The following is a 21,753-nucleotide window of genomic DNA, read 5'->3' as shown; positions in this document are numbered from 1 at the left end:
GACTTCTCAAAACCTGAAGGACAGACATGGCAAACACTATTCAAGTGGACGTGGTCTCGGCCGAAGAGCAGATCTTCTCCGGCCAGGCTGAATTCGTCGCGTTGCCGGGTGAATCGGGCGAGCTGGGTATCTACCCGAAGCACACCCCGCTGATCACCCGCATCAGGCCGGGTGCTGTGCGGATCCAGGTGGCCGGCGGTGGCGAAGAGTTCGTCTTCGTCGCCGGCGGTATCCTCGAAGTGCAGCCGAACGGCGTGACCGTGCTGGCCGACACCGCGATCCGCGGTGGCGACCTGGACGAAGCGAAGGCACTGGAAGCCAAGAAGCAGGCTGAAGAGCTGATGCTGAACAAGGAATCGAAGATCGACTACGCGAAAGCCCAGGCCGAAATGGCCGCGGCGATCGCGCAGCTGGCAGCGATCCAGAAGCTGCGTTCGAAGGGCCGTTAAGTCCCTTCGTGCAGCAGCAAAGAAAGGCAGCCTCCGGGCTGCCTTTTTTATTGGCAAGTCCGATTGTCACGATACCTGTGCACTGTTACCCGGCGCACCGTGGCTGCGGCGGATTCGGGCTTAGTATGGGCTGGTGCCGGCCCGGGCACGGTCACCGATGAGTCAAGCATGGCCACTCCACCATACCGCGAAGAGCACGCCGCGCCGCAGGAAGCGTCGTTCGGCCGCACCCTGTACCGCTTCCTGTTCTTCGACTGGCTGTTCCGCGACGTGAACACGGCGCGCGATCTGTACGAACGGCATGCGGTGCGCCAGCATAACCAGCGCATGAGCCGCTACCTGCCCTTGTACATGCGGCGCTGGTCGGTGCTGGCGGCTTGCGATTTCACGCTGGGGGTGCTGTTCGAGCGGGTGATGCAGGCGACGGTGTTGTCGGCGTGGTTCTTTACCTGGTCGTGCGTGACGGTGACGGGGATCGTCATCATTACGGTGATGTGGGTGTTTTTGGCGTCGGCGCGGATGCCTTGAGGGGTGTGGTGGTAGTGAGTGCTAACTTGATGCGGGCAAACTCGGGTCCCCGCCTTCGCGGGGATGACGTGCGGCGGGTACTGACTCGCGATGATTGAAGTAGCCCGCAAACTAAAACAACGTCATCCCCGCGAAGGCGGGGACCCAATTCCGCAACGCAGTGAGATGCACGCTTGCACCACTTCACTGTGATGCCCGCGCCTGCTCCCCCGCCAGCCTCAAGGCCACCTTGTGCCGGAAATACTCCTCCTTCATATACCGGTACAGATTCGCCCCCGGACACACGGTCTTGTCCGAATGATCCCGATGACTGCGAATATCATCCAGCGACACCCCATACTTCTTCGCCAGCATCGCCATCACGTCCACCACCGCATCCAGTTGCCGCTGGTTCGGCTCCACCTCCTCGAAGTTACCCACCACCTCGATCAAGGCATGCCCCGCCGGGTCGTACTCGGTATTGGTATCGCCCGCGAACCCGATCGGCCGCGCCGCATACACCTTGCCGTCGAGGTCGATCACGTAGTGGTAGGGAATGTCGAGCCAGCCCTTGCTGGTGCGCGACCAGGTTTGCAGGCGGCGCAGGTAGGCTTGCGGATCGGTCCCGGGAAGGAAGGGCTCGCCCTGGTGGTGCAGGGTGACCTGCTTGATCGTGTGGCGGCGCGCCTTCGACGGGTCCGCCGGGGTGCCGCCCCAGATCGCCACGGGCACGATGGCGCGTTCGACCTCCGCCAGCGCTTGCTGGGCTTGGACAGGAGAGGCCGCCAGCAGGACGGCAAGGCTGAGAAGGGCAGGGAGGCGCATTGAACAATCAGGTAGGGACGGAACCCGCATCTTTCCACGTTTGCACGCGCCACGCCAGCCGTGATGCAAACCTGATAAGCTAACAGCGAACCCTGAACTACTCATTCACACCATGCGAAGCATCCCCCAGATCCTCAAGGACAGCAAAACCATCGCCATCGTCGGCCTGTCGAACAAGCCTGATCGCGCCAGCCATGGCGTCGCCGAATACCTGAAAAACGCCGGCTACCAGGTCATCCCGGTCAACCCGAGCTATGCCGGCCAGACCATCCTCGACGAGCCCGTGCACGCCACCCTGCAGGAAGCCGCCGATGCCCTGGCGGCCAGCGGCCAGCGCATCGACATCGTCGACTGCTTCCGCAAGTCCGAGGACATTCCGCCAATCGCGCGCGAGGCCATCGCGGTGCGCGCCGGCTGCCTGTGGATGCAGCTCGACATCGAGAACCAGGCGGCGGCCGACCTGGCCCGCGCCGCGGGACTGGACGTGGTCATGAACCACTGCATCAAGATCGAACACCGCAATCTCAACGCCTGACCATGATGAAACTCTCCACGTTCTCCCTGGCCTTCGCGGCCGCCCTCCTCAGCCAGCCTGTGCTGGCGCAGCAGGCCGCCGGCGCGCCGCAAGCCGCGCGGCCGATGAGCTGCCCGGCCATCCTCAAGCACAACTTCAAGCGCCTGCAGGACGAGGCGCCGCAGGACCTGTGCCAGTACGCCGGCAAGGTGGTCCTGGTGGTCAACACGGCCAGCTACTGCGGCTTCACCAAGCAGTACGAAGGACTGGAAAAGATCTATGCCAAGTACGGCGGCCGCGGCCTCGTGGTGCTGGGCTTCCCGTCGAACGACTTCGGCAAGCAGGAGCCGGGCTCCTCGAAGGAGATCGCCGACTTCTGCTTCAACACCTACGGCGTCAAGTTCCCGATGTTCGCCAAGAGCGTGGTCTCCGGCCCGCAAGCCAATCCGCTGCACGCGGAGCTGGCGAAAATCACCGGCAAGGAACCGAAGTGGAACTTCACCAAATACCTGATCGGCCGTGACGGCAAGGTGATCGAGCACTTCCCGAGCAAGGTGACGCCCGAGGATCCGCAGGTCATCGCGAAGATCGAGCAGGCCCTGGCCAATTAAGCCGCGATCACGGCCCTCATCGGGCCGCGCAAGGCATTGCACACGACCAGGTCGTCGGCCTGTGCCAGCATGGCGCGCGTGATCACGCGCTCGCTGGCGTGCCAGGCCGGCGCCGCCAGCATCACGCCGCGCATCACGCCCGGCAGCACGCCCGAGGACAGCGGCGGCGTGTACCAAACCTCGCCGAAGCGCACGAACACATTGCTGCGCCCCCCTTCGGTCAGCTCGTCCCGCTCGTTAAAGAACAGCATGTCGAAGGCGCCCTGCGCCTCGGCCGCCTTCCAGGCCGCGTCGTAGCGGCTGCGGATGCTGGTCTTATGGCGCAGGAAAACGTCGTCCGCACTGGTGGGTTCCGGCGCCAGCAGGACCGTGACCGGCTCGTGCAGCTCTGTCATGGCGCCTGACTGCAGCTGCAGGCCGTGTGCGCGCGAATTCGACAGGCGCAGGCGGTACAACTGCCCATGCGGCAGGGCCAGGCAGGCGTCCACCAGCATGCGCCGCGCCGCGCCGCGGTCGAAGGGCAGGGCGAAGTAGGCGCACGAGCCTTCGATGCGGTCCAGGTGCTGCTCCAGGTGGCGCGGGCCGTCGTCCCAGGATGCGCGCAGGGTCTCGAAGACCTCGAACTCGTTGTGCAGGCCGGTCAGGAAGCGCGCCTTCAGCTGGCATTCGGCGAATTCCGACTGCGGGTCGCTGTCGTAGACGATGCCCGCGCCGACACCGAGTTCTCCGCGCCGCACGCCGTTCTCCTGCGGCTGCAGGGCCAGCGTGCGGATCGGCACCGACAGGCAGAAGTCGCCAAAGGCGCGGCCGTCGCCTTGTTGCGGCGGATCGAACCAGCCGATCGCGCCCGTATAGATGCCGCGCGCATCCGGCTCCAGTTCGTGGATGATCTCCATCGTGCGCCGCTTGGGCGCGCCGGTGATCGAGCCGCAAGGGTAGAGCGCGGCGAAGATGTCCCGCAGGCCGGCGTCCTCGCGCAGGCGCGCCTGCACCGTGGACGTCATCTGCAGCACCGCGCCGTAGCGTCTTACCTCGAACAGCGCCGGCACCTGCACGCTGCCGGTCTGCGCGACCCGTCCCAGGTCGTTGCGCAGCAGGTCGACGATCATCAGGTTCTCGGCGCGGTTCTTGGTGTCCTGCGCCAGCGCCTTGCCGCGTTCTTCGTCCACCGCATCGTCGCCGCTGGCAGGCGCCGTGCCTTTCATGGGCCGCGCCAGCAAGGTGCCTGCCTGGTGGCGCACGAACAGCTCGGGCGAGAAGGACAGCAGGGCGCCGCCGTCGGGCAGGGACACCAGGGCGCCATAGGGTACCGGCTGGCGCGCGCGCAGGCGGGTGTACAGGCCGAACAGCGGCCCGAAGGCCTCGAAGCGCAGGCGGTAGGTGTAGTTGACCTGGTAGGTGTCGCCAGCGGCGATGTAGTCGCGGATGCGCTTGATGGCGCCGGTGAACGCGGCTTCGTCGACGTTGGCATGGATGCCGGCCACGCCGGCCGTCTCGGCGCCGGCGCTGCGGGTGGCGAGCCAGGCCTCGACCTGCGACGCCGTCATGCGCTCGCACTGGGTGAACAACAGCACTTGCGCCAGCGGTCCGGCGAGCGGCCTGGCGGGCAGGCCTTGCAGGTGCGCGCCCAGTTCATAGCTCAGGAGCGGCACGGCGTACAGGCCGCGTTGCAGGGCCTCCTGGAGCGCGTCAAGCAGCCGCGGCCATTCGGAGACATCATCGCAGCGCAAGCTGCCTGCATGCCCGTTATACAGCCGCGAACCGGCCTCCTGGGTGGCGGAGGCGTCGTCCAGCAGCGCGAAGACTTCCGGGGTATCCATTCAGGCGGCAAGCAGCAGCGACAGCTGCAGGGCCGTGCCTTCGGCCGGGTTCTGCTTGAAGCCGCTCTTGGCGAAACGGTGCCAGCGGCCGGTGACGTAGCTGACCAGCAGGCTGGCGCGCGCGGCGACGTCGGCCTCGGCGCCGTGGCCCTGGGTCACGGCCACGCGCAGCGCCTGCTTGCAGGCCAGTTCGATCTTGTCGTAGAACTGGTTCATGCGCAGCTGCAGGCGCTCGTCCTCGCCCACCAGCGCGTCGCCGATCAGCACGCGCGTCATGCCCGGGTTGCTGGCGGCGAAACCGAGCAGCATCTGCAGGATGGCGTGGGCCTGCTCCACGCCGCCTTCCTCGCGCTCGCTGATCTGGTTGATCAGGCCGAACACGGTCGACTCGATGAACTCGATCAGGCCCTCGTACATCTGGGCCTTGCTGGCGAAGTGGCGGTACAGCGCGGCCTCGGACACCGACAGGCGCGCCGCCAGGGCCGCTGTGGTGATCTTGTCGCCCTTCGGCTGCTCGAGCATCGAGGCCAGGGCCTGGAGGATTTGCAGCTTGCGCTGGCCTGGCTTGGTACTTGCCATGGTGTCCTAGTGAATGGTGGTCGTGATTAGCGCAGCCGGTTGAGGCGTGCGGGAAGTTGCCGCACGGATTTTACTTTGACATCGACGTAACCGGGGCGTTTCAGGGTCCGCGGCAGCGGCGCGCGGCCAATCGGATCGCTCATGCGCAGGTATTGCGTGACCCAGACCGTGCGCAGGCCGAGCTGGCTGGCGCTTTTCAGGTTGGCCAGGGTGTCCTCGACCAGCACGCAGCGGCGCGCGCTCACGCCATGGCGGCGCAGCAGGCGGCGCAGCATCAGCTTGGAGGGCTTGGGACGCAGCTGGCCGTGCACATGCATGTCTTCGATCGCGATGTGCTGGCTGAAGTGATTGTGCAGTTTCAGGCGGCGCACGATCTCGGTGGAATAGCGGGTGGGCGCGTTCGTCAGCAGGATCTTTCGGCCCGGCAGGCGGCGCAGCAGGCGCGCCAGGCCGCGCTCGGCGCGCATCATGCGGTCCAGCGGGCCGATGTCGTGGGTCTCGTGCAAGAAGTCGGCGGCGCGCACCTTGTGGTGGCGGATCATGCCGAGCAAGGTGGCGCCGTAGCGCTTCCAGTAGCCCAGGCGTGCGGCATCGACGGCGGCCTGGTTGGCGGGCATGCCGTTCTCTCCCAGCACGCGGGCGATGAAGATGTTCATGTTGGCGCTGATCGCCGGGAAGATGGCGTACGAGGCGTCGTGCAGCGTATTGTCCAGGTCAAACAGCCAGACCGGCGCGCGGAGAGTCGAAGTAGCCACGGTTATGCATGAAGCAAAATGGTTGCAACATGCGATTATAGCCATCCGGACGCGACTGCGCAGCGGAGCTCGACGATGGGGAGGGGAAGAGAGATGGTGCCCTTGACGTGGATTGAACACGTGGCCTCTCCCTTACCAAGGGAGTGCTCTACCACTGAGCTACAAGGGCGGGTAGAGTCGCGGTGGGCAGTGCCCGCCGTGACGAACATTTGAGGCAGTTACCTGCCGCGAATGTTTTAGTGCGACCGGATCATAGTGCCAAAAGCCTGTTCCGTCAAGACTTCCAGCAACAAACTGTGTTCGATACGGCCGTCGATGATGTGCACGGTATTGACGCCCGACTTCGCCGCATCCAGCGCCGACGAGATCTTCGGCAGCATGCCGCCCGAGATCGTACCGTCCGCGAACATCTCGTCGATCTCGCGCGCCGACAGGTCGGTGACCAGCTTGCCGTTCTTGTCCTGCACGCCGGCGATGTTGGTCATCATGATCAGCTTTTCGGCTTTCAGGATCTCGGCGATCTTGCCGGCGACGACGTCGGCATTGATGTTGTAGGCCTGGCCGTCCTGGCCGAAACCGATCGGCGAGATGATCGGGATGAAGGCGTCGTCCTGCAGCGCCTTGACCACCGCCGGGTTGATGGCGTCGATCTCGCCCACGAAGCCGATGTCGAGGAACTCGCCCGGCTTGTCCTTGTCCGGCATCGCCATGCGGCGCGCGCGGATCAGGCCGCCGTCCTTGCCGGTCAGGCCCACCGCCTGGCCGCCGTAGTGGTTAATCAGCATCACGATGTCCTGCTGGACTTCGCCGCCCAGCACCCACTCGACCACTTCCATGGTCTCTTCGTCGGTGATGCGCATGCCCTGTACGAAGGTGCCCTGCTTGCCGATCTTCTTGAGCGCATTGTCGATCTGCGGACCGCCGCCGTGCACCACCACCGGGTTCATGCCGACCAGCTTGAGCAGGATGACGTCGCGCGCGAAGCCGTGCTTCAGGCGCTCGTCGGTCATGGCGTTGCCGCCGTATTTGATGACGATGGTCTTGCCGTGGAAGTTGCGAATATACGGAAGCGCCTCGGCCAGGATCTGCGCCTTGATCTGAGGCGAGACCTTGGTGAGGTCGCTGGTCTGTTCGTCGGTCGTCAGGCTGGTCAGATGAGCGTTCATGGAGGGTCCGAAAATAATGTCGCGAGATTTTACAGGCAAACGCCGTGCAATTAGCGTAAAACTTGTGCAGATTATAGGGCGTCTTGTTGTATTTTATGGCAGGTCGCACCGAGGGCTCGCCACCGTGAAATCACATCTTTATAAAGCGTTAACTTCTTCAACTGCCGCAGGAGCAAGCCGATGAGCGTCTGCACGCGCTGCGGCGCCACCTTCGGCTGCGCCATGGCGGACGGCGCGCTTGAACCCTGCTGGTGCACCGCGCTGCCGCCGGCGGTACCCGTGCCGCAGGAAGCCATCGGCTGTTGGTGCCCGGCCTGCCTGCGCGCCCACATCGAGGCCGCCGCGCAGGCGCGCGCCCAGCCCGCCGCCTAGCGCCGCGTGCGGAAGAAGCGCAGCATCTCCCGGCTTGCGTCCGGCCCCCTGCCGTCGGTATAGCTGCCGAGCGCGTTCCCGCCGAACCAGGCGTGGCCGGCGCCATGCACCACCCAGTGCTCCGCATGCACGGTGCCGTCGTCGTGGCGGTGCACGGTGCGCGTGTAGGCGTGGCCGTCCGGCACCCGTCCCGGTTCCACCGCCGGGCGCCGCCGCAGCTCGCGCGCCACCTGCGCCACCAGCTCCTCGCCATTGGACGGGTGCACGGTGGTGTCCTGGTCGCCGTGGAAGACGATGATGGGCAGCGCGCTGCCGGGCGCCTCGGCGCGCCGGAACTCCCCCTTCATCGCCGCCAGCGCCGACGGCAGGTCGCTGGCCGAGGCGAAGGGCAGGCCGGAATGCACGCCGACCGCCGCGTACAGGTCCGGATACAAGGTGCCCATGATGGTCGCCATCGCCCCGCCCGCCGAGAGCCCCGCCACGTAGACCTGGCCGGCGTCGACCGCGTGGCGCGCCATGACGGTATTGGTCATGCCGGCGATGATCGAGGGTTCGCCCTGGCCGCGCTGCTGGTCGACCGCGTTGAACCAGTTCCAGCAGCGCGAAGGGTTCGCGCCTTTGCTCTGCGCCGGATACAGCACCAGGAAGGCCATCTCCTCGGCCAGCGCGTTCATGCCGGTGCCCTTGGCGAAATCCTCCGGGTCCTGGGTGCAGCCGTGCAGCATCACCAGCAGCGGCACGGGCTCGCCCGTATAGGTGCTCGGCACGTACAGCTTGTAGTCACGGCTGCCGGCCTCGTTGGTGTAGCTGCCGTCGATGAATTTGCCCGGCAGCGTGTCCCGGTTGGTGAAAGGCAGGTCGGCCAGCGCCGGCACCGCCGGCATTACCACCGCCATGTCGCGCATGGCCGCGCGCTGTATCGCCGTGGCGTTCTTCATCGCTTCGTGGATCACGGCCCCCGTTCCTGCCGGTCCCTTGCGCATCAGGGTGCGAGTCGCGGCGCGCACCTGGGCAAGCAATTTCCTGTTCAGCTTCATGTGCTCTCCTTGTGGTGCATGAGGTCAATCTCGGCCCGCTCGCTTACACGAACCTTGCAGGCGTTGTCGAACGGCCCCTTTCAGGATGCGCACAATGCTGGCGCTTGCGTTACTCTACGGACATGAAACCTAGCTTCCAACCTGGCCATCGCTTTGAATGGCAGTACACCGTGCCGGCACGCGCTACCGTGCCCGAGCTTTACCACGATACCTTGTTTTGCCGGGAAATGCCGGACGTGTTGGCCACGGGTTACCTCGTCGGCATGATGGAACTGGCTTGCCTGCACGGGATGATGGAATTTGTAGACTGGCCGCGGGAGCAGAGTCTGGGCACCATGGTCAACTTCCGTCACTTGGCGCCGACGCCGCCGGGCATGACGTTGACGATCCGTGGCGAGGTGGTGGAGGTGGATGGGCGCCGGGTGCTGTTTCGGGTTGAGGCCTGGGACGACGTGGAGAAGGTGTGCGAAGGGACGCATGAGCGCTGCATGATCGATACCGGGCGTTTTGCCGAGAAGATGGCGCGCAAGCAGGATGCCTATCGTGGAGTAACGTAATCACCGCATGAGACTAGAGGTCAGCGGAGACGTTCGTGGAACGTCCGCAATCGGCCAAGAGCGGACATGCAGTCAGACCTTGAATGGCTCAGGAGAATTCAATGATCGAAGGTGTCGAATGGCACGATGCGACGCTGATTGCCATGCGTCTGGAATGGGATGACGGCACGTGCGTTGCCGATATAGACCATGGCACTTTGGGACGGTGCATGCTTACGTTCTCTGAGGTTTCGCATCTGACTTTGCCGCGAAAGCAAGGCTGGGGACGATCAGTGTCGATCAATTCTTTTTCTGTTCCGACCAGCGGGCAGTATGAAATTGAAATGCAGTCCGGCGATCTCATCAAGATCGAGGCGACAGGCGTGACGTTTGCGACGGCTCGCCAATCTCGATCTCAATGATCGGAAGCGTCTGCTGTGGGTCGCATCCGGTCCTTCGTGACAGTCTGCGATTTTTCGGCCTTGGCGACCTGCTATGCTGAGCTGAACGGCCGGCTTCGGCCAAGCGCGGTCATTCTCTGACCTGGGCTGCCCTCATAAGGAGCAACGTGATTCCCCAGAGCTGTCTGCTTATCGAAAGTAGGAAATTTCCTGTCCTACCTGGTGAAGATCAGGAGATCACCAACGAGCATATGTATGGGAAGGCCCTCTGCCAATACCTGCAGTCCAAACTTCCGCTCGTCGGTATCAATGTGCCAACTTACTGTAATGAGGACTGGGGTTGGTGGCTGGAAGTTGAACGCGGCGACTTTAAGATGGGGCTTTGTATTTATTCTGACCCTGGCGTAACTGGAAACCCAGAAAAATACGCACTGCTTCCATCCATACATAAAACGAGGAAATGGTCATGGGCAAAGTTCAGGAAGGTCGACGTCTCAAAGAATGTGTTGGATCTCATTGATATCGTCGAGCAAGTCCTGAGGAGCGACAAAGGCATTCCAGTTGTAACACGACACGATGACTATCCATTTTGATTGAACCCTGGGCCAGTGTTCAATTTCAGCCCACTCAACGCTACCAAAGATCTCAACTGTGAACGTCCGCAATGGGTCAAAAGCGGTCATTCATCAACCAACTTCCGTGCACGACTACGAGCAGCCTTCCACGTAATCCACAGCAGGTTTCAGACCGGCGCGCACGCGCTTCGGCTTGTTCTTGCTGGTTTCGAAGATCAGCGCCTTGCTCGTCCCCTTGCGCAGGACGATGTACTTGCCGTCCGCCTCGTACTTGTGCGGTTCGACACGCGCATGCGGATGGTGGCGCAGCACTTCCTCGACCTGCATGGCCGAGGTGACGCCCGCGCTGTTGCGCACGATGGTCTTCGCGTCGGCGCGCACGATGCGCCCCTGTTCGACCATGAAACTCACGCGCGGATAGCGCTTGAAGCGCACGATCGCGCACTCGCCGGTGCGCGGCCGGGGCGTGGCGCGCTGGCCGACGCGCTTTTCCGCCGTGGCGAGACGGTCGCCGAAGCGCACCTTGCCGTAGCCGTCAGGACTGAGGGTCTGGGCGAAAGCGGCGCAGCTGGCGCCGAGCAGGATGGCGGCGAGGAGGAAGCGTGAGGGCATCGGGGTTCTTGGTATTCGCATAAGGGCCAGTATAGTGGCGGATGCGCCAACGCGGCGTCCCCCAGCCGAACGCGCGATAATGCGGGTTCCGGTTTCATTATTATTTCCTGCGCATGAACCAAGAACTGCCCACGCCGATCCCTTCGCCCTGCATCAACGTGTGCCAGATGGCGCCCGATACCGGCTTGTGCCGCGGCTGCCTGCGCACCATCGACGAGATCGTCGCCTGGGGCACGGCCAGCGACGACTACAAGCGCGCGGTGTGGGCCGAGATCCGCCGCCGCGAAACCGAGATCCAGTGGGATTGATCCCTCCAGGCGTGCGCGTCCTGGAGCGCGGCTGGCTCTCGTCCAACAGCGTGCTCCTGACTGGGCCGGATGACACGGCCCTGATCGACAGCGGCTATGCGACCCATGCTGACCAGACCCTGGCGCTGGTGCGCACCGGCCTGGGCGGACGGCCGCTCGACCTGCTGCTCAACACCCACCTGCATTCCGACCATTGCGGCGGCAACGCGCTGCTGCGCGCGGCGCTGGGCTGCCGGGTCGCCATTCCTGCGGCCGACGCGCCCAAGGTAGCCGCCTGGGATGAGGACACGCTCAGCTTCCGCGCCACGGGCCAGCAATGCCCGCGCTTCGCCTTCGATGCGACGCTGGCGCCGGGCGACAGCCTGGTGCTGGGCGGCCTGCGCTGGGACGTGCTGGCCGCACCCGGCCATGATCCACATGCGCTGCTGTTTTTCTGTGCAGCGGAAGGCGTGCTAGTGGCGGGCGACGCCCTGTGGGAAGATGGCTTCGGCGTGATCTTCCCTGAGCTAACGGGCGAACCGGGCTTCGCGGAGGTGGGCGCCACCCTGGACCTGATCGCGGGGCTGGATGCGCGCGTGGTGATCCCCGGGCACGGCGCCGCGTTTACCGATGTGGCGGGCGCGCTTGCCCGGGCCAGGACCCGGCTGGACTACCTGAGCGCCGACCCGCTGCGCAACGCCCGCAATGCGGTCAAGGTGCTGCTCAAGTTCCTGCTGCTGGAGCGCGGAGAGATCGCGCTGGCGGAGCTGCCGGCGCTGCTGGCCTCGATTCCGCTAGTCGAGCGCGTCGGGCGCGAACAGTTGGGCATGCCGACCGGGGAATTGAGCCGCTGGGCTGTCGAGGCGCTGGTGCGCGCCGGGGCGGCGGCCGTGGATAAAGACACCCTGCGCGACGTTTAGAATCAAAAATCTAGCACGATCGTTCTTTTTTCGGGGCATAATGCCCGGACACGATCCGATCAACCGCCATCCGAGAGCCATCCATGACGATGCCCCCCGTGCTGCAAAACCTGTCTCTTCCCGTCATCGCATCGCCGATGTTCATCGCCAGCGGTCCCGCGCTGGTGGCGGCCCAGTGCAAGGCCGGCATCGTCGGTTCCTTCCCGGCGCTGAACGCCCGTCCGGCCGAGCTGCTCGACACCTGGCTGACCGACCTCCAGCGCGAGCTGGCCGACTACCAGGAAGCCCATCCAGGCGCCAGGGTGGGCCCGATCGCGGTCAACCAGATCGTGCACCAGTCGAACGACCGGCTCGCGCATGACGTCGAAGTCTGCGTCAAGCACCAGGTGCCGATCATCATCTCTTCGCTGCGCGCGCCGCCGAAGGAAATGCTGGACGCCGTGCACAGCTATGGCGGCATCGTGCTGCACGACGTAGTGTCGATCCGCCACGCCGAGAAGGCGCTGGAAGCGGGCGTGGATGGCCTGATCCTGGTCGCGGCCGGCGCCGGCGGCCACGCGGGCGCGCTGTCGCCGTTCGCGCTGGTGGGCGAGGTGCGCAAGTTCTTCAACGGCCCGGTGGCGCTGTCGGGTTCGATCGCGACCGGCGATGCGATCCTGGCCGCCCAGGCCATGGGCGCGGACTTCGCGTACATCGGTTCGCGCTGGCTGGCGACCAAGGAATCGAACGTCACCGACGCCTACCGCGAGGCGATCGTCAGCTCGAGCGCGGCGGATGTGGTGTACACCAATCTGTTCACCGGGGTGCACGGCAACTACCTCAAGAAATCCATCGAGGCGGCGGGGCTGGATCCGGACAATTTGCCGGAATCGGACAAGAGCAAGATGAGCTTCGGTTCGGGCAGCGCCAAGGCCTGGCGCGATATCTGGGGCGCGGGGCAGGGCGTGGGCTTGATGGATGACGTGCCGACCGTGGCGGAGATGGTGGAGCGTTTGAAGCAGGAATACGCGGCGGCGCGCAGGCGGCTGGCGCTGTAAGAGCGCGCAGATCGTTGCATTTTTCAACCCGCAAACCTAAAAACCGTCATCCCCGCGCAGGCGGGGATCCAAGTTCGTTGCGCAGCCACTGAGCACGCCAACTTGGGTCCCCGCCTGCGCGGGGATGACGTTTACACGCAGCGGGTATTAACCCGGCTGCTTCAAATCCTCCTGCCGAATGATCCACAATCCCGGCAAATTCCTCCAGTACCCATACACATCCATCCCGAACCCGACCACGAAGTCGTTCGGCACCGTCAGCCCCACCAGGTCCGCCTGGATCGGTTTCTTGCGCCCCAGGTCCTTGTCCGCGAACACCGCCACGATCACCTCGGCCGCGCCCATGTCGAGCAGGCGCTGCTTCACGTGGGCCAGGGTCTCGCCCTCGTCCAGGATGTCGTCCACGACGACGATCGTGCGTCCTGCCACGTTCTGGCGCGGGATGACCTTCCACACGATCTGGCCGCCGCGGTCCTCGTCACCGTAGCGGCTGACGTGGATGTAGTCGAACTCGAGCGGGAAGTCGAGCTGGGGCAGCAGGTTGCCGGTGAATACCACCGCGCCGCCCATCACGCCCAGCACCAGCGGAAACGCGGGGTCGCCCGCCTTGCCGAAGCGTTCGTTGAGGCGGTCGGCGACGTGCCGCACCGCGGCCTGGACTTGTTCCGGGGTGACGATCTCGCGCGCATTGGCCAGCAGCGCACGCGCGCGCTCGTCATGGAACTCTGGCAGAGGAATTTCTTGCATGGTCATACAGGTCTAGTAGTGGCCGGGCCATTATGCGCCAAGCCCGGCATAGGCGGCGTTCCGCTTGGAACAGAGAAAATGGCTCAGGCAGCTTCGTTAATCTCGCGCTGCAGCTTGCGCGTCAGCTTGGCGAACACCAGCTCGTAGGAACGGCGCAGCAGCGCCGCCGCTTCGGCGTCGTCCAACGACGCTTCGCCGTTCACGTGGACCCACTTGGCGCGCGCCAGGTAGGGCGCCGGGATGATGCCCGGACGGTCGGTCAGTTCGAGGAAACGGTCGTCCTCGGCCTTGAAGCTGATGCCCTCGGCAGGCGAGCTGGCGTTGGTGGCGGCGAACATCTTGCCGCCGACCGAGAACACGATGTCGTGGTCCCACTTGATGTCTTCGGTACAGCCGGGAAAAGTCCGGCATACGTCCTTGGCCGCTTCGAAATCCATGTGTGTCTCCTGAGGTTCGCCGATCGCTGCCGGCCTGCGTGGCCGGTCTTGTCTGTCATGAGGCGCCATCTTACCGCCTCCCGGGGCGCTTCCTCTTGAATTCGATGTCGTGACGCAATAATCCGCCGCGCCACGTCCCGGGATTGCGGCGTATCATACGTGGCTTGGAAAACAAAACAAATGCCATCTATGTCGACCCCTGAGTTCCAACGCGCCCGCGACGAACGGCTGGCCCAACTGCGCAGCGCCATGGCGCGCCACGGCATCGACGCCTATATCGTGCCGTCGAGCGATCCGCACCTCTCGGAATACCTGCCCGGCCACTGGAAAGGCCGGGAATGGCTGTCCGGTTTCACCGGCTCGGTCGGCACCTTCATCGCCACCGCGCACTTCGCCGGCGTCTGGACCGACGGCCGTTACTGGACCCAGGCCGAGACCGAACTCGGCGGCTCGGAAATCCAGCTGATGAAGATCCCCGGCGCGGCGAGCCAGTTGCACGTCGACTGGGTGGCGGCCAACGTGCATGCGGGCGGCACCGTGGCGGTGGACGCGCGCGTGCTCGGCCTGGCCGGCGCACGGCTGCTGCGCGAGGCGCTGGATGCGCGCGGGGTCACGCTGCGCACCGATATCGACCTGCTCGACGAGGTCTGGAGCGAGCGCCCGGCGCTGCCGCTCGACCCGGTGTTCGAGCACCTGGCGCCGCATGCGATGGTCACGCGGCTCGAGAAGCTGGCCGCGACCCGCGCCGCGATGGAGGCGCATGGCGCCGGTTTCCACTTCATCTCGACCCTGGACGACATCGCCTACTTGTTCAACCTGCGCGGGAGCGACGTCAGCTTCAATCCGGTGTTCCTGGCGCATGCCCTGATCGGCCGCGCCGACGCCACCCTGTTCGTCGGCGAAGGCAAGGTGCCGCATGAGCTGCGTGCGCGCCTCGAGCATGATGGCGTGCACCTGGCGCCCTATGCCAACGCGGCGCATGCCCTGGCTTCGCTGCCCGACGGCGCCACCCTGCTGGTCGATCCGCGCCGCGTGACGGCCGGCATGCGCGACGCCGTGGCGCAGGGCGTGCACGTGCTGGAAGCGGTCAACCCGACCACCTTCGCCAAGTCGCGCAAGCAGGAAGGCGAAGCGGCCAACGTGCGCGCGGCCATGGAACAGGACGGCGCGGCGCTGTGCGAATTCTTCTCCTGGCTCGAGCCGCTGCTGGCCAATCCCGGCCGCGCGCCGCTGAACGAAGTCGACATCGACACCCACATCACGCAGGCGCGCGCGCGCCGGCCGAATTTCATCAGCCCGAGCTTCTCGACCATCGCCGGTTTCAATGCCAACGGCGCGATCATGCACTACCGCGCCGCGCCTGATTCCTGCGCGGTCATCGAAGGCGACGGCCTGCTCTTGATCGACTCGGGCGGCCAGTACCTGGGCGGCACCACCGACATCACGCGCGTGATCCCGGTCGGCACGCCATCCGAGGCGCAAAAGCGCGACACCACCCTGGTCCTGAAGGGCCTGATCAACCTGTCGTCGACGCGCTTCCCGCGCGGCACCCGCTCGCCGATGCTGGACGCGATCGCGCGCGCGCCGATCTGGGCCGCCGGCATCGACTATGGGCACGGCACCGGCCACGGCGTGGGCTACTTCCTGAACGTGCACGAAGGCCCGCAGTCCATTTCGCCCTCGACGCCGCCCGATCCGCACACGGCGATGGAACCGGGCATGATCACCTCGATCGAGCCGGGCATCTACCGCCCGGGACGCTGGGGCATCCGCATCGAGAACCTGGTGCTCAACCGCCCTCACGAGACCACCGAGTTCGGCGAGTACCTGGCCTTCGAAACCCTGACCCTGTGCCCGATCGACACCCGCTGCATCGATCGCGACATCCTGCGGCCGGATGAGATCGCGTGGCTGAACGACTACCACGCCACCGTGCGCACCCGCCTGGCGCCGCACGTCGAGGGCGCCGCGCGCGACTGGCTGATGCTGCGTACGGAGGCGATCTGATGGCCAGCGGACGTTCCACCCGCGCCAGCGCGGCCGTCGAGCGGCTCAAGAAGCGCACCGGCAACCCGGGCTATTCGATGGCGCGCACCGGCGACGGCGCCTTCTTCCTGTCCGAGGCGCCCGGCGCGCCGCCGCTGTGCGCACCGCTCGAGCTGGACGACTTCGTCGCCTTCGTGAACGGACTCGGTCCGCAGGAAGTGAAGCGCATCAGCAAACACGACCTCGCCTTCGAGAAGCAGCTGGTCAAGAAGAAGCCTGAATAGGCCATTGCATGAATAAAACCGAACTGCTGGCCGCCTACTGGTCGGGGCCCGAGATTTTCACCAATGCGCTGATCCTGCTGCACCTGGCGGGCGCGCTGGCGCTCGGCCTGCTGGTCGGCTACGAGCGCGCCTACCACGGGCGCGCCGCCGGCATGCGCACCTATGGCCTGGTGTGCATGGCCTCGACGGCGCTGACCATCCTGGCCGGCTATCCGGACTTCTGGTACGGCGGCGGCAACGCCGGCCTGCTGGCGCCGGTCGACCCGACCCGCATCATCCAGGGCGTAGTGACCGGCATCGGCTTCCTCGGCGCCGGCGTGATCATGCGCGAAGGCTTTAACATCAGCGGCCTGACCACGGCGGCCTCGATCTGGGCCTCGTCCGCGATCGGCATCCTGGTCGGCGTCGGCTTCTACCTGGCGGCGATGGGCCTGGCCTTCTTCTCGGCGATGATCATGATCTACCTGAACCGCCTGGAGAGCTTCCTGCCGGCGCGCCACGCCGTGGCGGTGCGGATGCGCTTCAAGCCCGACTTCCTGCCGCGCGAGGAAGGCCTGCGCCAGGCCGCGCTGGACCGCGGCTACGAGATCGCCGGCAGCTCGGTCACGATCAGCAGCGACAACGGGCGCCAGGAATGGCGCTTCGTGGCGCTGGCCTTGTCGCGCAAGACCGGCGCGCCGTTGCACGAGCTGGCCGAAGAGCTGGCCGCCTTCGAAGGCGTCGAGGCCTTCCAGCTCTCGCACGCCCGCAACTGACTCTGATAAAAACAGTTATCCAAAACCGGAACAGCCATGCAAGCATCAAGCCCTACCGCGCAAGACGTCCTCGATTTCTGGTTCCTGCCACCCACGCACGAAGGCCACGGCAAGCAGCGTCCGGAATGGTTCCGCAAGGACGAGGCCTTCGACACCCAGATCCGTGAGCGCTTCGGCGCCACCATCGCCAGTGCGGTGGCGGGCGGCCTGCGCGAATGGGATGCCTTGGGCGCGCGCGGCGTGCTGGCGCGCATTTTGGTGCTCGACCAGTTCACCCGCAATGCCCACCGCAACACCCCCGCGTCGTTCGCCGGCGACACCCTGGCGCTGGCGGCCGCGCGCGAGCTGGTGGATTCCGGCGCGCACTTGCAACTGTCGCCGGTCGAGCGCTCCTTCGCCTACATGCCCTTCGAGCATGCCGAGGATGCGGGCATGCAGGAACAGGCGGTGGCGCTGTTCACCGCGCTCGCGCAGGAACACCCGGGCTTCACCGAGACCCTCGACTACGCGCACCGCCACCGCGGCGTGATCGCGCGCTTCGGCCGCTTCCCGCACCGCAACGCTATCCTGGGCCGCGCCTCGACGCCTGACGAAACCGAGTACCTGCGCCAGCCGGGTTCGGGTTTCTGAGGTGGCGCCGGCCCTGAACCTGGTCGGCGCGGGCCACGTCGGACGCGCCCTGGGGCGCCTGTTCCATGCCCACGGCGTCTTCCTGCCGCAAGACCTGCTGACCCGCTCGCAGGCCAGCGCGCACCAGGCGCTCGGCTTCATCGGCGCGGGCAGCGCGGCGCGGTCGCTGGCCGGCATGCGCCCGGCGCGCGCCTGGATGCTGGCCGTGAACGACGACCAGATCGCGCCCGTGTGCGCCGAGCTGGCCCGGGTCCACGACCTGCACGGCGCGGTGCTGTTCCATTGCAGCGGCGCCAAGGCCTCCAGCGAACTGCAGGCGGCGCGCGAGGCCGGGGCCTGGGTGGCGAGCGTGCATCCGATCCGCAGCTTCGCCGATCCGGAAGGGGTGGCGCAGGCCTTCGCCGGCACCTTCTGCGGCATCGAAGGCGACCCGGCGGCGCTGGCGCTGCTGGCGCCCGCTTTTGAAACCATCGGCGCGCGCCTGGTGCCGATCGACCCTGCCGCCAAGACCGTCTACCACGCCGCCGCCGTGTTCGCGTCGAACTACCTGGTGACCGTGCTGGACGCTTCGCTGCGCGCCTACGAGGCGGCCGGCGTGCCCGAGGACGTGGCGCGCGAACTGGCGCGCCCGCTGGCCGAGGAGACCCTGGCAAACGTATTCCGCCTCGGCCCGGCCGCCGCCCTCAGCGGGCCGGTGGCGCGCGGCGACTTCGCCACCGTGGCGCGCCAGCAGGCGGCGCTGGCGCAATGGGATGCGCCCACCGGCCGGCTCTACGAAGCGCTGGTGGCGCCCACGGCCGATCTGGCCGCGCGCAAGAAAACCTGAATATCCAAGGAGAAGACATGGTACTGACCGCATGGGCCGCGCTGGCCGTGCTGGGCGTTTATTTCTGGACCTGGGCCAATGCCGCCCGGGCGCGTGCCCGCTCCGGCGTGCCGGCGCCTTCGATGGACGGTCCGGAAAGCTTCCTGCGCGCCCACCGCGTGCAGATGAACACGCTCGAGCAGCTGCCGCTGGTGCTGGTGCCCCTGTTCCTGTGCGGTTCCTTCCTCGGCGACGCCTGGGCCGCGGCCGGCGGCCTGCTGTGGTGCGCCGCCCGGATCCTGTATGCGCTCGGCTATTACCGCGATCCAGCCAGGCGCGAAGCGGGTTTCATTCTTGGCATGCTTGCCTGTGCGGGTTTGATTGGCGCAACAGTTGTGGGTTTATTGCTGCGCTAACATGAAGAAACTGGTGAGAAACTGCACAGAAAGATCGACAAAGTTCCCAGGTGGCAATAAGCTAGATCACTAAGCACATTACACAGTCGATCCGCGCGCCATCTCTTGGAGTTTGCCGGCGCGGTATCTGGAAGGGAGAACAGGATGTTGTTTCTGAAGAGCACCAGCGTTACCAAGGCCCCGGGCATCTACGAGGTCGATGTCGCGGCCAAGCCGCCCGGCAAGACTTTCGGCGTTTTCATGGCGACCGACCCGGACAATCCGCCGCAATCCATCCTCGCCGGCCTGGCTGAATTGGGTTTCAAAAACGTCCATGAGCAAAGCTACGTCCACAAGGACAAGGGCAAGGTTCTCGACCTGCATTTCCAGAAGGATGGGACCGACCTGTTCAACGGCTGGAAGTCGGAAGAATGCACCGCCAACCTGGCGGCGCTGGACGCGCTGTTCGGCAACGTCGGCATCAAGCTCGCGCCGCGCGTGATGAGCCTGGCGGAAGCCTACCGTTGATCCAGCGGCGGGCGATTCAAGCCTGCACCTCGATGTGATACAGCGCCCAGGGACAGGCGCCGAAGCGTTCGTTCAGCGGGCGCTTCGCCATCTCCGGCACGCGGTCGGCGTCGTACACCGCCCATAGCGGACCGAGCCCGCCGAGCGGCATCGGCTTGCCGTCCAGGTGGGTAGCGACGATCAGCTGCCAGGCGCGCAGCTGGCGCATCTCCACTGCCGCCGCATAACCGTCCACCGCACGCAGCACGACCTTGGCCGCATCGCCCGGCCTTGTTTCCGCCTGCGCCAGCACGTCTTCCAGCAGCGGGCCGCGCAGGCTGTGCGGCTTGCCGTCATATTCCAGGGTCGGACGGATCGTGCGCGCGGGCAGGGCTGCCAGCGCAGCGAAATCCATGGCGTAGGCCTGGGTGAAGGCCAGCTTCTGCTTGTGCATCATCTGGTCGAGCGCGGGATCGAGGGGGCCGCGGTTGCTGCGCTTGACGTCGCCGGTGATGGTCAGCAGCGCCGGGCCGCGCGCGCCCAGGCTTGGCTTGCGCGATGCGGCCAGTACGGGCGTGGCCCCGGCAAGCGCGGCGGCGCCAAGGAAGTGGCGTTTGTCCATGCGAAAATGTCCTTCCGTGGAAAGCCGCCATCATAGCGCCCAAACTTGCACAATGGATTTATTTAGCCCAAGCCCCGGCCTGATGCCGATTCCGCTGCCGGACGGCGAACTCGGCTGGCTGCAGCAGCTGCCGCTGCCCTGGCCGAACGCCGAGGTGCTGGCGCGCCTGATCCGGGAAACGGCCTGGCGCGAGGAGACCGTGCTGGTTTACGGCAAGCGCCACCTGCAGCCGCGGCTGAGCGCCTGGTATGGCGAGGCCGCCTACCGCTATTCCGGCCTCACCCTGGACCCGGCGCCGTTCACGCCCCTGCTCGAGACGATCCGCGCCGCCGTGCAGGAAGCAACCGGATGCGACTACAACAGCGTCTTGCTGAACTACTACCGCAACGAACGCGACAGCATGGGCATGCATGCCGACGACGAGCCCGAGCTCGGCAGGGAACCGGCCATCGCTTCGCTCAGCTTTGGGGCGGAACGCATCTTTATCCTGCGCCACAAACGGTCGAAAGAAACGTTGCGCCTGCCGCTAACGGACGGCGGCCTGCTCTTGATGAGTGGACCTACGCAACAGAATTGGTTGCATGGGATCAATAAAACGAGCAAACCGCTCGGGCCGCGTATCAATCTAACTTTCCGTAAAATCCTCTAAAGTTTCATCTTCCATCGCTAATTTACCGACATCGTTAATGACCTTGCGGTCATTATGTAACATCTGATTACAGTTTTTACGGATTCGGCACGGTTTTCCATTTTTGCCAATGCTATCGTGGCCGTATCGCGATTCATTGGGAATCGCGAACTAGAGCAAGAAAGAGGGTTCGTAATGAAGAGGTTTTTACTTGCAGTGATCGCATCCGCGGCGGCCATGTCGGCTGCCCAGGCCCAGCAGGACACCCCGCGCGCCTATGTGGGCGTGGGCGTGGCCAGCGCCGACCACCAGAATTCGCTGCCGGCCGGCGCGACGAGCGTCGACGCCGACGGCTACAAGGCGTCGGGCAAGCTGTTCGGTGGTGTTGACTTCAACCGTAACTGGGGCGTGGAAGCGGGCTACACCGATTTCCGCAGCTCGGGCGTGAACTATTCGCTCGGCGGCGTGCGCGCCTCCGGTGAAACGAAGGGCCATTCGCTCTACCTGGCCGGCAAGGCCAGCATGCCGATCAACGAGCAGTTCCTGGCCTACGCCAAGCTGGGCGTGGCGCGCAACAAGAACGAGCTCGAAACGGTCAATGCCGTCATGAACCGCAGCCAGACCAAGACCGAGGCGTATGGCGCGCTGGGGCTGCAGTACAACATCAACCAGGATGTGTCCCTCATTGCCGAGTACGAGCGCTACGGCAAGACCAAGGACTTCGGCGCCAAGCCGAATGTGTGGACGATCGGGGCGAAGTACAGCTTCTGATTGCGTCGCGTTTCAGAACAAAAGGCCCTGCGGGGCCTTTTTGTTTGTATGAATTAAGTTACGGCTCGCTGTAGGGTGGGCGGGTTCCCCGCCCACGCGTTCAAACTACCTTTGCCAGCCCGCGCGCGAAAACGGCACCGCTAACTATCACCGCGTGGGCGGGCAAGCCCGGCCCCCCAAAAC

At 65.3% G+C, this 21,753-nt stretch carries 30 protein-coding genes and 1 tRNA gene; 20 read left to right on the top strand and 11 right to left on the bottom strand.

What is annotated here, in order from left to right; genetic code table 11:
* Positions 1 to 26: 26 nt before the first annotated feature.
* Positions 27 to 449, top strand: coding sequence for a F0F1 ATP synthase subunit epsilon (locus KBW98_RS19005; protein WP_211521734.1), 423 nt, complete (start codon positions 27 to 29; stop codon positions 447 to 449).
* Between the two features lie 168 nt (positions 450 to 617).
* On the top strand, positions 618 to 977 hold the full coding sequence (locus KBW98_RS19000; protein WP_211521733.1) for a hypothetical protein: 360 nt from the start codon (positions 618 to 620) through the stop codon (positions 975 to 977).
* A 183-nt stretch (positions 978 to 1,160) separates the two neighbouring features.
* Here the strand turns inward: KBW98_RS19000 and KBW98_RS18995 are convergent, their stop codons facing one another.
* Complete coding sequence (locus KBW98_RS18995) at positions 1,161 to 1,781, bottom strand: peptidoglycan recognition family protein (protein WP_211521732.1); 621 nt, start codon at positions 1,779 to 1,781, stop codon at positions 1,161 to 1,163.
* Positions 1,782 to 1,893: 112 nt separating this feature from the next.
* Between KBW98_RS18995 and KBW98_RS18990 the strand changes: the two genes are divergently transcribed.
* A complete protein-coding gene (locus KBW98_RS18990) occupies positions 1,894 to 2,316 on the top strand; it encodes a CoA-binding protein (RefSeq protein WP_211521731.1) in 423 nt (140 codons plus the stop codon).
* Positions 2,317 to 2,318: 2 nt separating this feature from the next.
* The gene (locus KBW98_RS18985; RefSeq protein ID WP_211521730.1) at positions 2,319 to 2,906 is read left to right on the top strand and encodes a glutathione peroxidase; all 588 of its coding nucleotides are present in this window, start codon (positions 2,319 to 2,321) and stop codon (positions 2,904 to 2,906) included.
* Here KBW98_RS18985 and pabB read toward each other — a convergent pair.
* The 5 genes from pabB to argB all read right to left on the bottom strand — a co-directional run bounded on the left by pabB (position 2,903) and on the right by argB (position 7,226).
* The gene (gene pabB, locus KBW98_RS18980; RefSeq protein WP_211521729.1) at positions 2,903 to 4,726 is read right to left on the bottom strand and encodes an aminodeoxychorismate synthase component I; all 1,824 of its coding nucleotides are present in this window, start codon (positions 4,724 to 4,726) and stop codon (positions 2,903 to 2,905) included. The genes KBW98_RS18985 and pabB overlap by 4 nt on opposite strands.
* Positions 4,727 to 5,305 (bottom strand): nucleoid occlusion factor SlmA, encoded by a 579-nt coding sequence (slmA, locus tag KBW98_RS18975; protein WP_211521728.1) that lies wholly within the window; start codon positions 5,303 to 5,305, stop codon positions 4,727 to 4,729.
* Positions 5,306 to 5,331: 26 nt separating this feature from the next.
* A complete protein-coding gene (locus KBW98_RS18970; RefSeq protein ID WP_211521727.1) occupies positions 5,332 to 6,060 on the bottom strand; it encodes a pyrimidine 5'-nucleotidase in 729 nt (242 codons plus the stop codon).
* 94 nt (positions 6,061 to 6,154) lie between these two features.
* A tRNA-Thr gene (locus KBW98_RS18965) sits at positions 6,155 to 6,229 on the bottom strand.
* Positions 6,230 to 6,296: 67 nt separating this feature from the next.
* Entirely contained in the window at positions 6,297 to 7,226 is a 930-nt protein-coding gene (gene argB / locus KBW98_RS18960; RefSeq protein WP_211521726.1) for an acetylglutamate kinase, read from the bottom strand.
* Between the two features lie 180 nt (positions 7,227 to 7,406).
* On the opposite strand from argB, the gene KBW98_RS18955 reads away from it, so the two are divergent.
* The gene (locus KBW98_RS18955; RefSeq protein ID WP_211521725.1) at positions 7,407 to 7,598 is read left to right on the top strand and encodes a cysteine-rich CWC family protein; all 192 of its coding nucleotides are present in this window, start codon (positions 7,407 to 7,409) and stop codon (positions 7,596 to 7,598) included.
* Here KBW98_RS18955 and KBW98_RS18950 read toward each other — a convergent pair.
* Positions 7,595 to 8,635, bottom strand: coding sequence for a PHB depolymerase family esterase (locus KBW98_RS18950; RefSeq protein ID WP_211521724.1), 1,041 nt, complete (start codon positions 8,633 to 8,635; stop codon positions 7,595 to 7,597). The two genes, KBW98_RS18955 and KBW98_RS18950, sit on opposite strands and share 4 nt — an antisense overlap.
* 122 nt (positions 8,636 to 8,757) lie before the next feature.
* Here KBW98_RS18950 and KBW98_RS18945 point away from each other — a divergent pair, with 122 nt between their 5' ends.
* The 3 genes from KBW98_RS18945 (at position 8,758) to KBW98_RS18935 (ending at position 10,165) form a co-directional block, all read left to right on the top strand.
* On the top strand, positions 8,758 to 9,192 hold the full coding sequence (locus tag KBW98_RS18945; RefSeq protein WP_211521723.1) for a thioesterase family protein: 435 nt from the start codon (positions 8,758 to 8,760) through the stop codon (positions 9,190 to 9,192).
* A 101-nt stretch (positions 9,193 to 9,293) separates the two neighbouring features.
* Positions 9,294 to 9,593, top strand: a complete 300-nt coding sequence (locus KBW98_RS18940; RefSeq protein WP_211521722.1) for a hypothetical protein — start codon at positions 9,294 to 9,296, stop codon at positions 9,591 to 9,593.
* Positions 9,594 to 9,739: 146 nt separating this feature from the next.
* Positions 9,740 to 10,165: a hypothetical protein gene (locus tag KBW98_RS18935; RefSeq protein ID WP_211521721.1), complete on the top strand. Its 426-nt coding sequence runs from the start codon at positions 9,740 to 9,742 to the stop codon at positions 10,163 to 10,165.
* A 114-nt stretch (positions 10,166 to 10,279) separates the two neighbouring features.
* Here KBW98_RS18935 and KBW98_RS18930 read toward each other — a convergent pair whose 3' ends face one another.
* Positions 10,280 to 10,759, bottom strand: a complete 480-nt coding sequence (locus KBW98_RS18930; protein ID WP_211521720.1) for a hypothetical protein — start codon at positions 10,757 to 10,759, stop codon at positions 10,280 to 10,282.
* 113 nt (positions 10,760 to 10,872) lie between these two features.
* Between KBW98_RS18930 and KBW98_RS18925 the strand changes: the two genes are divergently transcribed.
* From KBW98_RS18925 to KBW98_RS18915, 3 genes are all read left to right on the top strand, one after another.
* On the top strand, positions 10,873 to 11,067 hold the full coding sequence (locus KBW98_RS18925) for a DUF1289 domain-containing protein (RefSeq protein WP_211521719.1): 195 nt from the start codon (positions 10,873 to 10,875) through the stop codon (positions 11,065 to 11,067).
* Entirely contained in the window at positions 11,058 to 11,966 is a 909-nt protein-coding gene (locus KBW98_RS18920) for an MBL fold metallo-hydrolase (protein ID WP_211521718.1), read from the top strand. The genes KBW98_RS18925 and KBW98_RS18920 overlap by 10 nt, the downstream gene beginning before the upstream one ends.
* 83 nt (positions 11,967 to 12,049) lie before the next feature.
* Positions 12,050 to 13,003, top strand: coding sequence for a nitronate monooxygenase family protein (locus KBW98_RS18915; protein ID WP_211521717.1), 954 nt, complete (start codon positions 12,050 to 12,052; stop codon positions 13,001 to 13,003).
* Between the two features lie 147 nt (positions 13,004 to 13,150).
* Here KBW98_RS18915 and KBW98_RS18910 read toward each other — a convergent pair whose 3' ends face one another.
* Both KBW98_RS18910 and KBW98_RS18905 read right to left on the bottom strand, forming a co-directional pair.
* The gene (locus KBW98_RS18910; RefSeq protein ID WP_211521742.1) at positions 13,151 to 13,735 is read right to left on the bottom strand and encodes a hypoxanthine-guanine phosphoribosyltransferase; all 585 of its coding nucleotides are present in this window, start codon (positions 13,733 to 13,735) and stop codon (positions 13,151 to 13,153) included.
* Positions 13,736 to 13,833: 98 nt separating this feature from the next.
* Positions 13,834 to 14,187 (bottom strand): MmcQ/YjbR family DNA-binding protein, encoded by a 354-nt coding sequence (locus tag KBW98_RS18905; protein WP_211521716.1) that lies wholly within the window; start codon positions 14,185 to 14,187, stop codon positions 13,834 to 13,836.
* A gap of 189 nt (positions 14,188 to 14,376) precedes the next feature.
* On the opposite strand from KBW98_RS18905, the gene KBW98_RS18900 reads away from it, so the two are divergent.
* The 7 genes from KBW98_RS18900 (at position 14,377) to KBW98_RS18870 (ending at position 19,570) form a co-directional block, all read left to right on the top strand.
* A complete protein-coding gene (locus tag KBW98_RS18900; protein ID WP_211521715.1) occupies positions 14,377 to 16,194 on the top strand; it encodes an aminopeptidase P family protein in 1,818 nt (605 codons plus the stop codon).
* Positions 16,194 to 16,457 carry a hypothetical protein gene (locus KBW98_RS18895; RefSeq protein ID WP_211521714.1) on the top strand — a complete coding sequence of 88 codons (264 nt, stop codon included), beginning with the start codon at positions 16,194 to 16,196 and terminating at the stop codon, positions 16,455 to 16,457. The genes KBW98_RS18900 and KBW98_RS18895 overlap by 1 nt, the downstream gene beginning before the upstream one ends.
* Positions 16,458 to 16,465: 8 nt before the next feature.
* Positions 16,466 to 17,212 (top strand): MgtC/SapB family protein, encoded by a 747-nt coding sequence (locus KBW98_RS18890; RefSeq protein ID WP_211521713.1) that lies wholly within the window; start codon positions 16,466 to 16,468, stop codon positions 17,210 to 17,212.
* Between the two features lie 36 nt (positions 17,213 to 17,248).
* Positions 17,249 to 17,842: a DUF924 family protein gene (locus tag KBW98_RS18885; protein WP_211521712.1), complete on the top strand. Its 594-nt coding sequence runs from the start codon at positions 17,249 to 17,251 to the stop codon at positions 17,840 to 17,842.
* Position 17,843: 1 nt separating this feature from the next.
* A complete protein-coding gene (locus KBW98_RS18880; protein WP_211521711.1) occupies positions 17,844 to 18,668 on the top strand; it encodes a Rossmann-like and DUF2520 domain-containing protein in 825 nt (274 codons plus the stop codon).
* 17 nt (positions 18,669 to 18,685) lie between these two features.
* Positions 18,686 to 19,063, top strand: coding sequence for an MAPEG family protein (locus KBW98_RS18875; protein ID WP_211521710.1), 378 nt, complete (start codon positions 18,686 to 18,688; stop codon positions 19,061 to 19,063).
* A 144-nt stretch (positions 19,064 to 19,207) separates the two neighbouring features.
* Entirely contained in the window at positions 19,208 to 19,570 is a 363-nt protein-coding gene (locus tag KBW98_RS18870; protein ID WP_211521709.1) for a hypothetical protein, read from the top strand.
* 16 nt (positions 19,571 to 19,586) lie between these two features.
* On the opposite strand, the gene KBW98_RS18865 is transcribed toward KBW98_RS18870, so the two are convergent.
* A complete protein-coding gene (locus KBW98_RS18865) occupies positions 19,587 to 20,171 on the bottom strand; it encodes a molybdopterin-dependent oxidoreductase (RefSeq protein ID WP_211521708.1) in 585 nt (194 codons plus the stop codon).
* An 82-nt stretch (positions 20,172 to 20,253) separates the two neighbouring features.
* Here KBW98_RS18865 and KBW98_RS18860 point away from each other — a divergent pair, with 82 nt between their 5' ends.
* Both KBW98_RS18860 and KBW98_RS18855 read left to right on the top strand, forming a co-directional pair.
* Positions 20,254 to 20,820, top strand: a complete 567-nt coding sequence (locus KBW98_RS18860) for an alpha-ketoglutarate-dependent dioxygenase AlkB (protein WP_307727612.1) — start codon at positions 20,254 to 20,256, stop codon at positions 20,818 to 20,820.
* Between the two features lie 174 nt (positions 20,821 to 20,994).
* Positions 20,995 to 21,570: an outer membrane beta-barrel protein gene (locus KBW98_RS18855; protein WP_211521706.1), complete on the top strand. Its 576-nt coding sequence runs from the start codon at positions 20,995 to 20,997 to the stop codon at positions 21,568 to 21,570.
* The last annotated feature ends 183 nt before the right edge of the window (positions 21,571 to 21,753 follow it).

Source organism: Massilia sp. ST3, from assembly GCF_018119405.1.
In the GTDB taxonomy this organism is placed as follows: domain Bacteria; phylum Pseudomonadota; class Gammaproteobacteria; order Burkholderiales; family Burkholderiaceae_D; genus Telluria.
The sequence above is the reverse complement of the archived record's forward strand: the minus strand, read 5'-3'. Positions and strand labels throughout refer to the sequence as shown.

Bases quoted from the DNA above. Each gene is read 5' to 3' on its own strand.
- KBW98_RS18855 (WP_211521706.1), top strand. From the start codon at position 20,995: ATGAAGAGGTTTTTACTTGCAGTGATCGCATCCGCGGCGGCCATGTCG.
- KBW98_RS18870 (WP_211521709.1), top strand. From the start codon at position 19,208: ATGTTGTTTCTGAAGAGCACCAGCGTTACCAAGGCCCCGGGCATCTAC.
- KBW98_RS18985 (WP_211521730.1), top strand. From the start codon at position 2,319: ATGATGAAACTCTCCACGTTCTCCCTGGCCTTCGCGGCCGCCCTCCTC.
- KBW98_RS18925 (WP_211521719.1), top strand. From the start codon at position 10,873: ATGAACCAAGAACTGCCCACGCCGATCCCTTCGCCCTGCATCAACGTG.
- KBW98_RS18860 (WP_307727612.1), top strand. From the start codon at position 20,254: ATGCCGATTCCGCTGCCGGACGGCGAACTCGGCTGGCTGCAGCAGCTG.
- KBW98_RS18890 (WP_211521713.1), top strand. From the start codon at position 16,466: ATGAATAAAACCGAACTGCTGGCCGCCTACTGGTCGGGGCCCGAGATT.
- KBW98_RS18900 (WP_211521715.1), top strand. From the start codon at position 14,377: ATGTCGACCCCTGAGTTCCAACGCGCCCGCGACGAACGGCTGGCCCAA.
- slmA (WP_211521728.1), bottom strand. From the start codon at position 5,305: ATGGCAAGTACCAAGCCAGGCCAGCGCAAGCTGCAAATCCTCCAGGCC.
- KBW98_RS18950 (WP_211521724.1), bottom strand. From the start codon at position 8,635: ATGAAGCTGAACAGGAAATTGCTTGCCCAGGTGCGCGCCGCGACTCGC.
- KBW98_RS19005 (WP_211521734.1), top strand. From the start codon at position 27: ATGGCAAACACTATTCAAGTGGACGTGGTCTCGGCCGAAGAGCAGATC.
- KBW98_RS18895 (WP_211521714.1), top strand. From the start codon at position 16,194: ATGGCCAGCGGACGTTCCACCCGCGCCAGCGCGGCCGTCGAGCGGCTC.
- KBW98_RS18915 (WP_211521717.1), top strand. From the start codon at position 12,050: ATGACGATGCCCCCCGTGCTGCAAAACCTGTCTCTTCCCGTCATCGCA.
- KBW98_RS18865 (WP_211521708.1), bottom strand. From the start codon at position 20,171: ATGGACAAACGCCACTTCCTTGGCGCCGCCGCGCTTGCCGGGGCCACG.
- KBW98_RS18875 (WP_211521710.1), top strand. From the start codon at position 18,686: ATGGTACTGACCGCATGGGCCGCGCTGGCCGTGCTGGGCGTTTATTTC.
- KBW98_RS18940 (WP_211521722.1), top strand. From the start codon at position 9,294: ATGATCGAAGGTGTCGAATGGCACGATGCGACGCTGATTGCCATGCGT.
- pabB (WP_211521729.1), bottom strand. From the start codon at position 4,726: ATGGATACCCCGGAAGTCTTCGCGCTGCTGGACGACGCCTCCGCCACC.
- KBW98_RS18995 (WP_211521732.1), bottom strand. From the start codon at position 1,781: ATGCGCCTCCCTGCCCTTCTCAGCCTTGCCGTCCTGCTGGCGGCCTCT.
- KBW98_RS18990 (WP_211521731.1), top strand. From the start codon at position 1,894: ATGCGAAGCATCCCCCAGATCCTCAAGGACAGCAAAACCATCGCCATC.
- KBW98_RS18905 (WP_211521716.1), bottom strand. From the start codon at position 14,187: ATGGATTTCGAAGCGGCCAAGGACGTATGCCGGACTTTTCCCGGCTGT.
- KBW98_RS19000 (WP_211521733.1), top strand. From the start codon at position 618: ATGGCCACTCCACCATACCGCGAAGAGCACGCCGCGCCGCAGGAAGCG.
- KBW98_RS18930 (WP_211521720.1), bottom strand. From the start codon at position 10,759: ATGCCCTCACGCTTCCTCCTCGCCGCCATCCTGCTCGGCGCCAGCTGC.
- KBW98_RS18955 (WP_211521725.1), top strand. From the start codon at position 7,407: ATGAGCGTCTGCACGCGCTGCGGCGCCACCTTCGGCTGCGCCATGGCG.
- KBW98_RS18885 (WP_211521712.1), top strand. From the start codon at position 17,249: ATGCAAGCATCAAGCCCTACCGCGCAAGACGTCCTCGATTTCTGGTTC.
- argB (WP_211521726.1), bottom strand. From the start codon at position 7,226: ATGAACGCTCATCTGACCAGCCTGACGACCGACGAACAGACCAGCGAC.
- KBW98_RS18945 (WP_211521723.1), top strand. From the start codon at position 8,758: ATGAAACCTAGCTTCCAACCTGGCCATCGCTTTGAATGGCAGTACACC.